Below are 12,323 nucleotides of genomic sequence, written 5' to 3'. Positions count from 1 at the left end.
TGATCGACGGGACCACGATCGCGCCCGGCCGCGCCAGCATCCGCATGTACCGCGACGCGCTGGCCACCGCCCGCGAATGGCGGCAGCTGGCCGAGGCGAAGAACTGTCCACCCGCGACCGTGGCGGCAGCGATCGACGACCTGGTCCCGGCCGACGCGAGCGACGACCTCGCGCGAGCACCTCGGCTTGGACCACGCCTGAGCGAGGGAGGGAACCACACGGTCCTCGACGCGACCGGGTTCTGCCGGGGCGGCACGGTCGACGGCGTCCGACTGCTCGGCCCGAACGCGATCGACCTCATCTCCGCCGAAGAGGCGAACGGGACCAAGGCGGCGCGGGCGCCCGGCCCAGCCGTCGCCACCAGCTACGCCGGCGCCCCCCGACGAGTCACTCGCCGAAGACCCGCCGCACGACCACGCCGACCAGCCGCTCCCTCGGCACGAACCCGTAGTGCCGGGAATCCCAGCTGGACGGCCGGTTGTCACCCAGGACGACGGTGCAGCCCGGGGGCACCGACGCACCTCCGAGGCCGTGCACGTCCGGGTCTGCCCAGGCGGGCGGCAGGCGGTCGCCCGCTACCGCCACCACGCGTTTCAGCAGCAGCTGGTCCCCCGCCGGCGCTCCGCTCGGCAAGGGCGGGTAGCGCAGCAGGGCCACCTGACCGCGCCGGGGGCGGCGGGTGCGGCGCACCAGGACCCGGTCGCCGGAGCGTAGGGCCGGGGTCATGCTGGCACCGTCCACTGTGGTCAGGATCAGCGCGCGGCGCACCACGGCGGCGGCCAGCAGTCCGGCGAGGACCAGGACTCTCACGGCACGGCCTGGTAGCCGTCGGCCTGCAGGCGGAACAGGCGCGCGTAGCCGCGGCCGTCGGCGAGCAGGGTTTCGTGCGTGCCCAGCTCGGCGATCCGGCCGTCCTCGAGGACGGCGATGCGGTCGGCGGCGCGCACCGCGCTCAGCCGGTGGGAGATGAGCAGGCTCGTGCGGCCTCGCCGGTGCTCGCGGATGCGCGCGTGCACCTCGTGTTCGGCCTCCGGGTCGAGACCGGAGCTCGGCTCGTCCAGGATCATCAAATCCCGCCCCTCCCGGACGAGCGAGCGGGCCAGCGCCAGGCGCTGCCACTGCCCGCCGGAGAGCACCACGCCGGTCGAGGTGTCCTCGCCGAGCTCGAAGATCCGGGTCAACGGCGTGTCGTACCCGCGCGGCAGCGCGGCGATCCGGTCGTGCGCGCCCGCCCGCGTCGCGGCGGCCACCAGCCGGTCGCGGTCGTCCAGCGCGGACAGCTCGCCGAGGCCGATGTTCTCGGCCGCGGTCATGTCGTAGTTCATGTGGTCCTGGAACACGGCGCTGATCCGCTCGCGCAGCGACGCGGGCGGGAGGTCGCGCAGGTCCACCCCGTCCCAGAGGATCCGCCCGCGCGTCGGGTCGTACATGCGGCACAACAGCTTCACGAGCGTGCTCTTGCCCGCGCCGTTGAGGCCGACGAGGGCGACCGCCGCGCCGTGCGGGATGGTGAGGTCCACCCCGCGCAGCACCCACGGGTGCTCGTCGCTGTACCGGAACCACACGTCACGCAGCTCGAGCCCCTGGCGCAACGCCGGCGCCGCGGCACCGGATCCGCTCGGCAGATCGGGTTCCGCGCGGACCACGGCGACGTAGTGCGCGAACGACAGCAGCCGGGCCTGGCCGTTGGCGATCGCCGACGCGCACCCCGGCGACGGCGGCCACGAACATCGACACGTCGCCGGCGCTGAGCGACCCGCTCGCCGCCGACGTGATCGCCCACCACAGCCCCGCACCGGCGACGGCCGCGCTCAGCGCCGTCAGCCCGCCCATGGTCCACAGCTCGCGTTGGTCCATGCGGCGCTGCGCGTCGTTGGCGCTGCGGCGCTCGTCCATCAGCCGGGCGCGCAGGAACGCCCCGATGCCGAACAGCCGGATCTCGGTCGCGGCGGCGACCCCGGTGAGCAGCTGGCTGTAGAAGAACTCGCGCCGGGCGAACCGCTCGACGCGCCATTCCACGGCGGCGCGGCGCCGGGCCAGCAGCAGTTCGGCGAGCAACGCGGGGATCGCGGCGGCCAGCACGACGCCGGTCATCGCCGGGCTCAGCACGAGCAGCGAGCCGAGGAACCCGGCCAGCGAAAGGGTTCCGCTGAGCGTGCCGCCGACGCCGTCGACGATCTCCGGCACCCGGCCGCAGCTCTCCTGGGCCAGCCGCAGCCGGTCCTGGTAGGCCGGGTCCTCGAAGGTGCGCAACCCGACCTGACGGCCCAGCGCGGCGAACAGCCGGTCGGTGGCGACCGCGCTCGCCGCGCGGCCGATCTGCGCGCGGACGTAGTGGACCACCACCGGCAGCGCGGCGACGGCGAGCCCAGCGAACGCCAGCGCCGCCGCGAGGCCGCCGACCGCGCCGGTGCGCCCGACGAGCCGGTCGAGGACGAGCTTGGTCAGCCAGGCGGTGGCGATCGGCGCGGTCGCCGCGGCCGCCGTCATGACCAGGAGCCCGGCCAGCCGCGCCGGGCCGGACCGCCACAGCAGCACGGCGGCGGCCGCGCCGGCCGCCCGCACCTGGTCCGCGCCGATCCGCCGGTCCGGTTCGCGCACCGGTTCGCGCACCGGTCAGCGCCCGGCGGGCACGGGCAGCTCGGGCACCCGCCCCGCGGTCGCGACCACCCGCCCGTCGGCCACCACGTACAGCGCGGGGGTCCAGGTGTTGCGGAACGCGGCGGCCACCGGGCCGCCGTCGAGGTCCGCCGGCACCACCCGCGCGACCTCGGCGAGCGCGCGCACGGTTTCCGGCTCGTCGCCGCCGAAGACGGCGAAGACGTTGTCCCGGCCCTGATCGCGGGCGTAGGCGAGGAAATCCGGGAGAGCGTCGTGGCAAGCCGCGCAGTCGGCGGAGAAGAACGCCACCGTGCCGGTCAGCGTGGCGGTGGTGACCGGCTCGCCGTCGGTCGTGGTGGCGGCGAACTCGCCGACGGCCGAACCCGGACGCAGCGCGAAGAGCGTCTCGGCGGCGCTCTGGGCCCGCATCCGGCGCAGGATCCCGACGGTCAGGAGCAGGTTCACCAGGCACAGCAGGCCGAGCAGCACCAGGGCGGCGACGACGAAGGGCATCAGGAACTCCTTGCGAACACGACGGCGATGTCATCCATCGCGATGACGAGCACGGCGGCCACCACACCCGCCGCCACCGCGACGGCGGCCCCGGCGACGGGCGGCAGGTGCCCCGGCGCGAGCGCGCCGAGGACGGCCAGGACGGCCAGCGCGGTGTTGCGAAACAGGTGGCGCGGTCCGACCGGGGTGTCGGCCACGCCGAAGCAGCGGCACGGCGCGGGCCGGCCGCGGCGTAGCGAAGCGGCGATGGCGGCGGTGAACGCCAGCAGCAAGCCGACAGCGAGGATGAACGCCACCGTCGCCGTGGCGGGCACGACCGCGAGGGCCGCGATGCTCCCTTCGGCGGTCACGACGGCCACCGACACCGGCAGGACCCAACTCGCCGGCATCGGCACCAGCACGGGCACCGACCGCGCGAACCCGCGGAAGTCCCGCAGCTTCGCCACCGACGAGGCGGCGAACACCACGGCGATCAGCGCCGCGGCGGCCGCCCGGAGGTACTCCATGGCACTCCTTCGACGTCACTCCTTCGACGCCGGGCGGTGTCCGCGGGGAAGGAGGCGGACACCGCCCGGCAAGCCCGGGACGGTGCTCAGCAGCTGCTGCGGACCTTGGTCCACTCGCAGCCGTCCTGCGGGCAGCAGAACCGGTACCAGTAGCCGGGGTGGCCCGCGGCGTTGCAGAAGTAGTTGCCGCTGCAGGCGGAAGCCTTGGCGGTGGGCACGATCCGGGTGAGCACGCGGTCGATCAGGCGCCCCATGATTTCTCCCTTCGACGGTGGACGTCCACGGTGCGGGATGCGGTTCCGCGATCCCGCGCCGGCTGCGAGCATTGCGGGCACCCACGTGCCCGGGCAGCAATCCCGGACGAACCCGGACGCCCTCACCCGCCGGCGGTGACCGCCCCGCCGACGCCCGCGGTGATCTCGGCCGGCTCCGGCAGGCCCAGCTCGCGGTGGTGGTCGCGGGCGGCGAGCCAGTGGTGCCGGGCCCGCACCGGGTCGCCCAGCGCGGTCAGGGCCCGGGCGAGACCGGTGTGCGCGCGGGCTGCCTGGTGCAGGCTGCCGAGGTCCACCGCCATCGCGAGCGCGCACTCGTGCGTCGCCCGGGCGTGGTCGGTGCGGCCGAGCTCCGCCGACGCGTCGGCGAGGCACAGCAGCGCTTCCACGTGCAGGTCCCGGTCGCCCGCCTGCTCGGCGATGGCCGTCGCGCGGCGGAAGTACCCGCGGGCCTCGGCGTGCCGGCCGGACCGCAGGTGCGTGTCGCCGATGTTGAGCAGGGTGCGGCCCGTGTCGCTCGGGTCGCCGACCTGCTGGTCGATGGTGAGCGCCCGCTCGTGGAACTCCAGCGCCTCGGCGGACCGTCCCAGCCGGCCGTGGACGTAGCCGAGGTTGGTCAGCGCGGTGCGTTCGCCCGATCGGTCGCCGACCTCGCGGGCCAGGGCCAGCGCCTCCCGCAGGAACCCCGCCGACCGCGCGAAGTCGGCGTCCCAGGAGGCGATCGCGCCCAGCGTGCCGAGCGCCCGGCACTCGCCCCAGCGGTCTTCCGCCCCGCGGAAGCAGTCCAGCGCCTGGCCGGCGGACCGCGTCGCTGCCTCGTAGCGGCCGACCTGGCCGTGGGTGGCCGCGAGGCTCACCAGGGCGTGCCCGCGGGCGACCGGGTCCGCCGACTCCGCCGCGCTCGTGTGCAGGACCAGCGCCTCGCTGAGGTAGCCGCCGGTCTGCAGGTACCGGAACAGGATCCGCGACAGCAGTCCCGCGTGGCCGGACGCCACCCCGTGGACGCCGACCCCGACCAGGTTGGCCCGTTCGGCGTCCAGCCACGCGGCCGCCTCCGCGCGGTCGGCCAGCGGCGGGATCGGCAAGCCGGGGTCGGGGACGCGCGGCAGGTGCTCCCGCACGCGCGGCGCGTACCGGTCCATCGCGGTGACGGCGGCGAACGCGTAGTAGTCGAGCAGACGCGCCAGCGCGGCCCGCCGGCCGGCGGAGACGTCCTCGTCCTGGGCGCGCGCCAGCCCGAACGCCCGGACGAGGTCGTGCAGCTCCAGCCGGTCCGCCCCGCGGCGCCGCACGAGGCTCGCGGCGGCGAGCCGGTCCGCGGTCCGGGTCGCCTCGGCCAGGCCGGCGCCGGCGAGCGCGGCGATGCCGTAGGCGTCCAGGTCCGCGCCCGGGTGCAGGGCCAGCAACCGCAGGGCCCGCTGTTCGGGCTCGCCGAGCTGGTCGTAGGACAGGCTGATCGACGCGTCCACGGCGTTGTCCAGGCGCAGGTGCGCGCGCCGCTGCTCGAGCCGCTCGAGGTGGTCGGCCAGCCGCCACGACCGGTGGGCCGGCGCGGTCATCCGCAACGCGGCGAGCGTCAGCGCGAGCGGCAGGTTGCCCAGCTCGGCGGCGATCCGCCGGGCGACTCCGGGCTCCCGGTCGACCCGCTCCGCGCCGACGGTGCGCCGCAGGTAGGCCACCGCCTCGTCCGGATCCAGCACGTCCAGCCGCACGTGGACCGCGCCGCTCAGCCCGGACAGCGCCGTGCGGCTGGTGACCAGCACCGGCCCGCCCCGTTCGTCGGGCAGCAGGGGCCGGACCTCGTCCTCACCGCGTGCGTTGTCGAGCACGACGAGCAGGCGCCGCCCGGCCGAGCGCTCCCGGTACAGCCGCTGCTTGCCCGGCAGGTCGGCGGGTACGGCGTGCCCGGGCACGCCGAGCAGCCGCAGGAAGGAGTCGAGCACCGCGGCCGGGTCCACCGGCGGCCGGCCGGGGTCGGGGTGGAAACCGCGCAGGTTCACGAAGAGCGCGTTGTCGAACCGGCCCGTGCGCAGCAGCTCGTGGGCCGCGTGCACGGCCAGCCCGGTTTTGCCGACCCCGGCCATGCCCGCGATCGCCGCCACCTGCCCGCCCACGGCGTCGCCGAGCACCGCGGACAGCCGCGCGAGCTCCGCGCGGCGCCCGGTGAAGTGGGGAATCGCCTCGGGCAGGCCGAGCTGGGCCTGCACGAAGGTCGCCGCCTCCGCGCGGCTGCGGACCACCCGCAGCATCTCCTGCCAGGCGGCCACGTAACCCGGGGCGGGGTGCAGCACCTCGACGACGGCCAGCACCAGGTCGGTGTTGGGGCGGGCGCGGCCGGTCTTGAAGCAGTCGGCGACCGTCGTGCGGGCCGTGCGCTCGCCGGGCGGGCGCCCGGCCGCGGTCCAGAGCCGGTTGACCCGCTCGGCGATCTGCGCGTACGACGGGCCACCCGCCCACGTCTTGAGCAGCCGCAGCTGCGCGACCAGCTCGTCCAGCGTGCGCGCGTGGCCGGGATCGGGGGGTTCGGTGAACGCCATACCGCCATGGTGGCCGCGGTTGCGTCACCGGCTCCGTCCAAAACGGACAAGCGGCGGCGCGATCCGGGGAGCGGCCGCATGTTTCGGGTCAGCGCGAAACGTTTTCGGGCCGGTTGACGGCGCTCGCGAGCCGCTGGCACCGTCGGCACCGCGAGAGCGGGCAGCACCCGGCTGGGGAAGGCGCGGGTGGGGAGCCGAGCGCTCTCGCCACCGGGCGGCACTTTCTGGGGAAGGCCGACGCCCGCTGATCACCGCGCCGCGGGAGGACCCACCACCGCCGAGCGCACGAAATCCCATCGTCACGGCGTGGTCGAGCACGTCTCGGAGCGGACGCACACGCCACCGATCTCGAAAGGCACGGGATTGCTGGAAGCCACGGTGCTCGGCCCGGTCGGCGCGCGGGTCCACGGGACACCGGTACCGGTCAAGGGGCGGTTGGGGCGCACGGTGCTCGCCGCGCTGGCGCTCGCCTGCCGGCAGCCGGTGTCGGTGGACCGGCTGATCGACGCCCTGTGGGGCGAGCGGCCCCCGGCCACCGCGCGGACCCAGGTGCACATCCAGGTGTCCAAGCTCCGGGCCGCGCTCGACCGGGCGGGCGCGGCCGCGGCCGTGGTCACCGTGCCGAGCGGGTACCTGCTGGACTGCCTCGCCGACGTCGGCGAGGTGCGGCGGCTGCTGAGCGCGGCGCGGGCGGCCGACGATCCCGCGGACGCGGCGGGCCTGCTGCGGTCGGCGCTCGACCGGTGGACCGGCACGCCGCTGGGCGGGGTGAGCGCGCACCTCGCCGGTGCCGAACTGCCCCGGCTGGACGAGCTGCGGATTTGCCTGGCCGAGGAGTGGATCGACGCGGAGATCGCGTGCGGGCGGGCCCCGCGGCTGCTGCCCGAGCTGACCGCGCTGGTCCAGGCGCACCCCCTGCGCGAGGGCCTGCACCGCCGGCGGATGCTGGCGCTGCACCGCGCCGGGCGGCGGGCCGACGCGCTGGCGGCGTTCCAGGAGGCCCGACGCGTGCTGCGCGACGAGCTGGGGGTGGACCCGTCCCGGGAGCTGCTCGCGCTGGAAGCGGAGATCCTCGCCGTCGAGGCGCCGCCGGCGGTGACCGTGGTGCCCGCCCAGCTGCCGCCGCGGGCCTCCGGGTTCGCCGGGCGCGACCCGGAGTCGGCCGCGATCAGGGCCGCGCTGGCGCGCCGGACCGAGGCGTCACCGCTGGTGCTGGTCACCGGGATGCCCGGGATCGGCAAGACGGCGCTGGCCGTGCACGCGGGCGCGGCGTCGGCGCACGCCTACCCCGACGGGCAGCTCTACGCCGACCTGCGGGGCGCCGACGCCCGGCCGGCCGCGCCGCACGAGATCCTGGCCTCGTTCCTGCGGGCGCTCGGCGTGCCGGCGCGGTCGGTCCCGGCCGGCGTCGAGGAGCGCACGGCCGAGTTCCGCAGCCGCACGGCGGGCAAGCGGGTGCTCGTGGTGCTGGACAACGCCGCCACCGCCCGGCAGATCGAGCCGCTCCTGGCCGCCGACCCGGGCTGCGCCACGATCGTGACCAGCAGGTCCGTGCTGCCCGAGATCGAGCCGTCGGTCCGGGTGCCGCTCGCGCCGCTGTCCGACCAGGTCGCCGCGACGGTGCTGGCGAACGTGGCGGGCGCGGCCCGGCTGGCGGAGGGCGAGCACACGGTCGCCACGGTGCTCGAGGCGTGCGGGGGCGTGCCGCTCGCGTTGCGGATCGCCGGGGCGCAGCTCGCCGCGTACCCGAAGCTCAGCGTGGCGGAGCTGGCCGCGCGGCTGTCCGACGAGTCGCGGCGGATGCGGGAGCTGGTGGTCGGGCAGCGGAGCGTGCGGGACAGCCTCGACGCCAGTTTCCGGTTGCTGGACCGGGACGCGCGGGCCGCGATGCTGGCGCTGGCGGCGATCGGGTCGCCGACGTTCACCGGCTGGCCGCTCGCGGCCGCGCTCGACGTGCCGCTCCCCCGCACCGACGAAGTGCTGGCCCACCTGTGCGCGATGAACCTGCTCGACCGGGCCGGGCCGGGGCGGGACGGGGTGCCGCGCTACCGGATGCACGACCTCGTGCGGGCCTACTGCCGCACGATCGGTCCGCTGCTCGACCCGCGCGCCCTGGACCGGCTGGCCGGGTGGGCGGTCGCGCTGACCAGGCACGCCCACGAGGGCCTCTTGGGCGCGCGGGCCGGGTACCCGGTGCTCGCCGAGACCGCCGCGCGCCTCGACCAGGACGTGCTGGAGCGGGTGATGCGGGAGCCGCTGCCGTGGCTGGGTGCGGACGTCGACGTCCTGCTCGCCGTGTTCGGCCTGGCCGTGCGCGGCGGCCTGCCCCGGTCCGCGGCGGCGCTGCTGCTGGTGCTGCGGGCCCCGCTCGTGCGGCTCGACCTGGCCGACCACGGCGCCCGGGCGGGCGCGCGGCTGGCGAACGTCGCCGGCGCGGACCCGGTGGTGCGGGTGACCGCGGCGCTGGTCGCGGCGACGGCGCGGATGCACCGCGGCCGGTACGCCGACGTCGTCGCCATCCTGACCGAGGTGCCGCCGGCCGACGTCGACCTCGCGCTGCGGGCGGAGGTGCTGACCAAGCTGGGTGACGCGTACGAGCGGTGCCGGGACTGGCACCGCGCGATCACCGCCGCGCGCGAAGCGGTCGTGTGCTTCCGGAAGTCCGGCAACCTGGCGGGCATGTCGGGCGGCCACGCCACGCTGGCCGCCCTGTACCGGGACCACCTCGGCGACCTCCGAGCGGCGCGGCTGCACGGCACGAAGGCCCTGCGGCTGGCCGACGCCGCCGGCGACTGGAAGACCCGGGCGCAGGTGCGGCTCGTGGTGTCGCGCACGGCCTTGGCCTGCGGCGACGCGGCGGCCGCGGCCGGCCTCGCCGAAGAGGCCCGCTGCTTGTCCGAGCGGAACGGCGACCCGATCGGCCAGACCTGGTGCCTCACCGCCGAAGCCGACGCCCATCGCGCGAACGGCGACCTGCCCGCCGCCCGGAGATCCGCCGACCGCGCGCTGGGCCTGGCCCGCCGCACCCGCCGCCCGGACGCCGAGTCCGCGGCGCTGCTCGCGCTGGCCTCGATCGAGCTGGCCGCCGGCGACCGCGCCGCCGCCCGCCGCGTCGCCCACGCGTCCCTGCGCCTGCAGGACCGGTTCGACAGCCCGGTCGAACGGGTCGGCGTCGAAAAGGTGCTGGCGGAGATCGACTGTCAGGTGCCCTCCGGCGCGGGGCGATGAGGGACCGCACCGGCGACGCCGGCCAGGTCGATGTAGCCGAGCTGGCGGGAATCCTGGCTGTGGCGGGTGTTGTCGCCGGTCACCACCACCCGGCCGGCCGGGACGACCGGGTGGTCGGCGGGCAGCCAGGCGGGCACCGGGTCGCCGGCGACCGCGGCGATCCGCTTGATGCGCCACGCGACGTCCTTCGCCCCGGTTCGCGCGCGGAAGACGATCACGTCGCCGACGCGGTAGTGCCGTCGCCGGGTCGCGACCACCCGCTCGCCGTCGCGGAAGGTCGGGGACATGCTGTGGCCCCGGACGCGCGCTACCACGTACCGGCGGCGCAGCAGCACGACCAGCAGCACCAGTACCGCCACGACCGCGGCGAGTCCGGCCATCACGCCTCCACCATCGCGTATCCCTTGGCCTGCAACGAGAACAGCCGGGCGTACTCACCGCCCGCGGTGAGCAGCTCGTCGTGGGTGCCCTGTTCGATCACCCGGCCGCCACCGAGCACGACGACCCGGTCCGCGCCGCGCAGGGCGGAGAGGCGGTGGGAGATCAGCACGCTCGTCCGGCCGGCCCGGTGGGCGCGCAGGGTCTCGTGGGTCCGGGCCTCGGCGTCGGCGTCCATGCCGGAGCTGGGTTCGTCGAGGATGAGCAGGTCGGCTTCGGCTCGCATGAGCGACCGGGCCAGCGCCACCCGCTGCCACTGGCCGCCGGACAGCGCCGCCCCGGCCTTGTCGTCGACGTCCAGGAACGCCCGGGACAGCAGGGTTTCGTAGCCGCGCGGCAACGCCGACAGCGCCGGGTCGATCTCGGCCAGGCGGGCCGCCGCGCGGACGCGGTCGAGATCGCCGAGGCGGGCGACGTCGCCGATGCCGATGTTGTCGGCCGCGGTCAGGTCGTAGCTGGTGAAGTCCTGGAAGGTGGCGCCGATGCGGGCCCGCAACGCGGCCGGGTCGCAGGAGCGGATGTCCACGCCGTCCCACAGGATCCGGCCGCGGTCCGGGTCGTAGAAGCGGCACAGCAGCTTCACGAGCGTCGACTTGCCCGCGCCGTTCACCCCGACCAGCCCGACCGCCGCGCCGCCGGGGATCACGAGGTTCACCCCGCGCAGCACCCACGGGCCGGTCGGGTCGTAGCGGAACCACACGTCACGCAGTTCGATGCCGCCGCGCAGCGCGGGCACGGCGTCCGTTCCGGAAGCCAGGTCGGGTTCGGTCGTCACGACGTCGAGGTAGTGCCGGAACAACCCGAGCGAGCCGCCGGCCCGGCCGAGCTGGCCCAGCAGCGTGCTCACCGGTGACTGGATGCCGGCCACCGCGGCGGTGAAGAGGGTGACGTCGCCGATGGACAGCGACCCCCGGGCGGCGCCGGTCGCGGCGACCACGAGGGCGATGCCGGCCACCACCGCCGACACGATCGCGGCGGTGACCCCGGCGACCGCGATCCGGCGCTGCATCGCGCACTCGCTCGCGGTGGCCGCGCGGACCGCGGCCACCATCCGCGACCGGAACAGGTCCGCGAGGCCGAAGAGCCGGATCTCCTTGGCCGCCCGGATGTCCGAGCACAGCGAGCGGAACAGGAACCGCTCGCGGTGGGTGGCCATCATCGCCTCGGCCTCCCGCGCGCGCAGCCGGGACAGCGTGAGCTGGGAGATCGCCGCCGCCGCCAGGGACACGGCGAGCAGCCCGGCCATCGGCGGCCACACGAGCAGGACCGCGCCGCCGAACGCGAGCACGGCGACCGCGGTGCGCACCGATTCGACGGTCAGCGCCAGCACCGCCGGCGCCGCCTCCTGCGCGCCCTGCTCGGCCAGCCGCACCCGGTCCAGGAACGCCGGCTCCTCGAGCCGGCGCAGTCCCGGCAGCGCGCCGACCGCGCCGACCAGCCGGTCCTCCGCCTCGATCGCGGACTTGGCCCGCACGAGAGAAGTGCAGTACGACGCGACCGCGGTGATCGCGGTCGCGCAGGCGAGGCCGGCCGCCGAGCCGATGGCCAGCAGCACGATCAGGCCCTGGTCGCGGCCGCCGGTCAGCTCGTCGAACAGCAGCTTCCCCAGCCACGCCGACGCCGCCGGCAGGGCCGAGGCGAGCACCGCCAGCGCGATCGTGGCGCCGGTGGCCACCCGTGACGCGCGCCAGGCGACCCCGAACGCGGGGCCGGCCGCCCGGACCAGGCTCATCGAACGGGCTGCGGGCGCACGGCGTCGAGGTCGTGGCCGGCGGCGGTGATCCGCCGGTCCCGCACGCGGATCAGCGTCGGGGTGACGTCACCCGCGCCGAACGCCGCCGCCACCGGGCTGCGGTCGCCGACGAAGGCGACGCGCACCGCGGGTCCCAGCCCGGCCGCGTACTCGACGGCCGCGTCCCGGTCCCCGCCGTCGATGATGAAGGCGACGGCCGGCTCGGTGAGCTCCCCGGCCAGGCGCCGGCACGGCCCGCAGGTGGGCGACAGGAACGCGACGAGCGCGTCGTCCAGCTCCCGGTCGGTGACGGTCGCGCCGTCGGCGTCGGTCACCTCGAACGCCCCGATCTCGGTGCCCGCCGCCGGCAGCGCGGGCAGCGCCGGCCGCCGCTGCTCGTTCAGCAGCCGGATGATCGCCGCGGAAAGCAGGAGGTTGAGCACCGTCAGCACGGCCAGCACCGCGACCACGGCCACCAGGAATGACATGGGATACC

The 12,323-nt window shown here is 76.2% G+C and carries 11 protein-coding genes; 1 reads left to right on the top strand and 10 read right to left on the bottom strand.

Annotation, left to right across the window (positions count from 1 at the left end; translation table 11 throughout):
• Window positions 1–387: 387 nt before the first annotated feature.
• The 7 genes from ACIRSS_RS24480 to ACIRSS_RS24450 form a co-directional block, all read right to left on the bottom strand.
• On the bottom strand, window positions 388–810 hold the full coding sequence (locus tag ACIRSS_RS24480) for a S26 family signal peptidase (RefSeq protein WP_400898645.1): 423 nt from the start codon (window positions 808–810) through the stop codon (window positions 388–390).
• Window positions 807–1,565: an ABC transporter ATP-binding protein gene (locus tag ACIRSS_RS24475; RefSeq protein ID WP_400898643.1), complete on the bottom strand. Its 759-nt coding sequence runs from the start codon at window positions 1,563–1,565 to the stop codon at window positions 807–809. The genes ACIRSS_RS24480 and ACIRSS_RS24475 overlap by 4 nt, the downstream gene beginning before the upstream one ends.
• A 1-nt stretch (window position 1,566) precedes the next feature.
• On the bottom strand, window positions 1,567–2,613 hold the full coding sequence (locus tag ACIRSS_RS24470; protein WP_400898641.1) for an ABC transporter transmembrane domain-containing protein: 1,047 nt from the start codon (window positions 2,611–2,613) through the stop codon (window positions 1,567–1,569).
• A gap of 3 nt (window positions 2,614–2,616) precedes the next feature.
• A complete protein-coding gene (locus ACIRSS_RS24465; RefSeq protein ID WP_400898639.1) occupies window positions 2,617–3,114 on the bottom strand; it encodes a TlpA family protein disulfide reductase in 498 nt (165 codons plus the stop codon).
• Window positions 3,114–3,620, bottom strand: coding sequence for a MauE/DoxX family redox-associated membrane protein (locus tag ACIRSS_RS24460; protein ID WP_400898637.1), 507 nt, complete (start codon window positions 3,618–3,620; stop codon window positions 3,114–3,116). The genes ACIRSS_RS24465 and ACIRSS_RS24460 overlap by 1 nt, the downstream gene beginning before the upstream one ends.
• Before the next feature lie 86 nt (window positions 3,621–3,706).
• Window positions 3,707–3,874: a hypothetical protein gene (locus ACIRSS_RS24455; RefSeq protein ID WP_400898635.1), complete on the bottom strand. Its 168-nt coding sequence runs from the start codon at window positions 3,872–3,874 to the stop codon at window positions 3,707–3,709.
• A gap of 122 nt (window positions 3,875–3,996) precedes the next feature.
• Entirely contained in the window at window positions 3,997–6,429 is a 2,433-nt protein-coding gene (locus tag ACIRSS_RS24450; protein WP_400898633.1) for a tetratricopeptide repeat protein, read from the bottom strand.
• Window positions 6,430–6,735: 306 nt separating this feature from the next.
• Here ACIRSS_RS24450 and ACIRSS_RS24445 point away from each other — a divergent pair, with 306 nt between their 5' ends.
• The gene (locus ACIRSS_RS24445; protein ID WP_400898631.1) at window positions 6,736–9,657 is read left to right on the top strand and encodes a BTAD domain-containing putative transcriptional regulator; all 2,922 of its coding nucleotides are present in this window, start codon (window positions 6,736–6,738) and stop codon (window positions 9,655–9,657) included.
• On the opposite strand, the gene ACIRSS_RS24440 is transcribed toward ACIRSS_RS24445, so the two are convergent.
• Genes ACIRSS_RS24440 through ACIRSS_RS24430 form a run of 3 tightly spaced genes read right to left on the bottom strand, consistent with a single transcriptional unit; the run spans window position 9,630 to window position 12,315 of the window.
• A complete protein-coding gene (locus ACIRSS_RS24440; RefSeq protein ID WP_400898629.1) occupies window positions 9,630–10,037 on the bottom strand; it encodes a S26 family signal peptidase in 408 nt (135 codons plus the stop codon). The two genes, ACIRSS_RS24445 and ACIRSS_RS24440, sit on opposite strands and share 28 nt — an antisense overlap.
• Window positions 10,037–11,827: an ABC transporter ATP-binding protein gene (locus ACIRSS_RS24435; RefSeq protein ID WP_400898627.1), complete on the bottom strand. Its 1,791-nt coding sequence runs from the start codon at window positions 11,825–11,827 to the stop codon at window positions 10,037–10,039. The genes ACIRSS_RS24440 and ACIRSS_RS24435 overlap by 1 nt, the downstream gene beginning before the upstream one ends.
• Window positions 11,824–12,315 carry a TlpA family protein disulfide reductase gene (locus tag ACIRSS_RS24430; RefSeq protein ID WP_400898625.1) on the bottom strand — a complete coding sequence of 164 codons (492 nt, stop codon included), beginning with the start codon at window positions 12,313–12,315 and terminating at the stop codon, window positions 11,824–11,826. Before ACIRSS_RS24430 ends, ACIRSS_RS24435 begins: the two co-directional genes overlap by 4 nt.
• Between the last annotated feature and the right edge of the window lie 8 nt (window positions 12,316–12,323).

Source organism: Amycolatopsis sp. NPDC101161 (assembly GCF_044768185.1).
Lineage (GTDB): Bacteria > Actinomycetota > Actinomycetes > Mycobacteriales > Pseudonocardiaceae > Amycolatopsis.
Note: the sequence above shows the minus strand (reverse complement) of the source record. Positions and strands in the feature narration are given on the sequence as shown.

Bases quoted from the DNA above. Each gene is read 5' to 3' on its own strand.
- ACIRSS_RS24455 (WP_400898635.1), bottom strand. From the start codon at position 3,874: ATGGGGCGCCTGATCGACCGCGTGCTCACCCGGATCGTGCCCACCGCC.
- ACIRSS_RS24430 (WP_400898625.1), bottom strand. From the start codon at position 12,315: ATGTCATTCCTGGTGGCCGTGGTCGCGGTGCTGGCCGTGCTGACGGTG.
- ACIRSS_RS24450 (WP_400898633.1), bottom strand. From the start codon at position 6,429: ATGGCGTTCACCGAACCCCCCGATCCCGGCCACGCGCGCACGCTGGAC.
- ACIRSS_RS24440 (WP_400898629.1), bottom strand. From the start codon at position 10,037: ATGGCCGGACTCGCCGCGGTCGTGGCGGTACTGGTGCTGCTGGTCGTG.
- ACIRSS_RS24465 (WP_400898639.1), bottom strand. From the start codon at position 3,114: ATGCCCTTCGTCGTCGCCGCCCTGGTGCTGCTCGGCCTGCTGTGCCTG.
- ACIRSS_RS24460 (WP_400898637.1), bottom strand. From the start codon at position 3,620: ATGGAGTACCTCCGGGCGGCCGCCGCGGCGCTGATCGCCGTGGTGTTC.
- ACIRSS_RS24435 (WP_400898627.1), bottom strand. From the start codon at position 11,827: ATGAGCCTGGTCCGGGCGGCCGGCCCCGCGTTCGGGGTCGCCTGGCGC.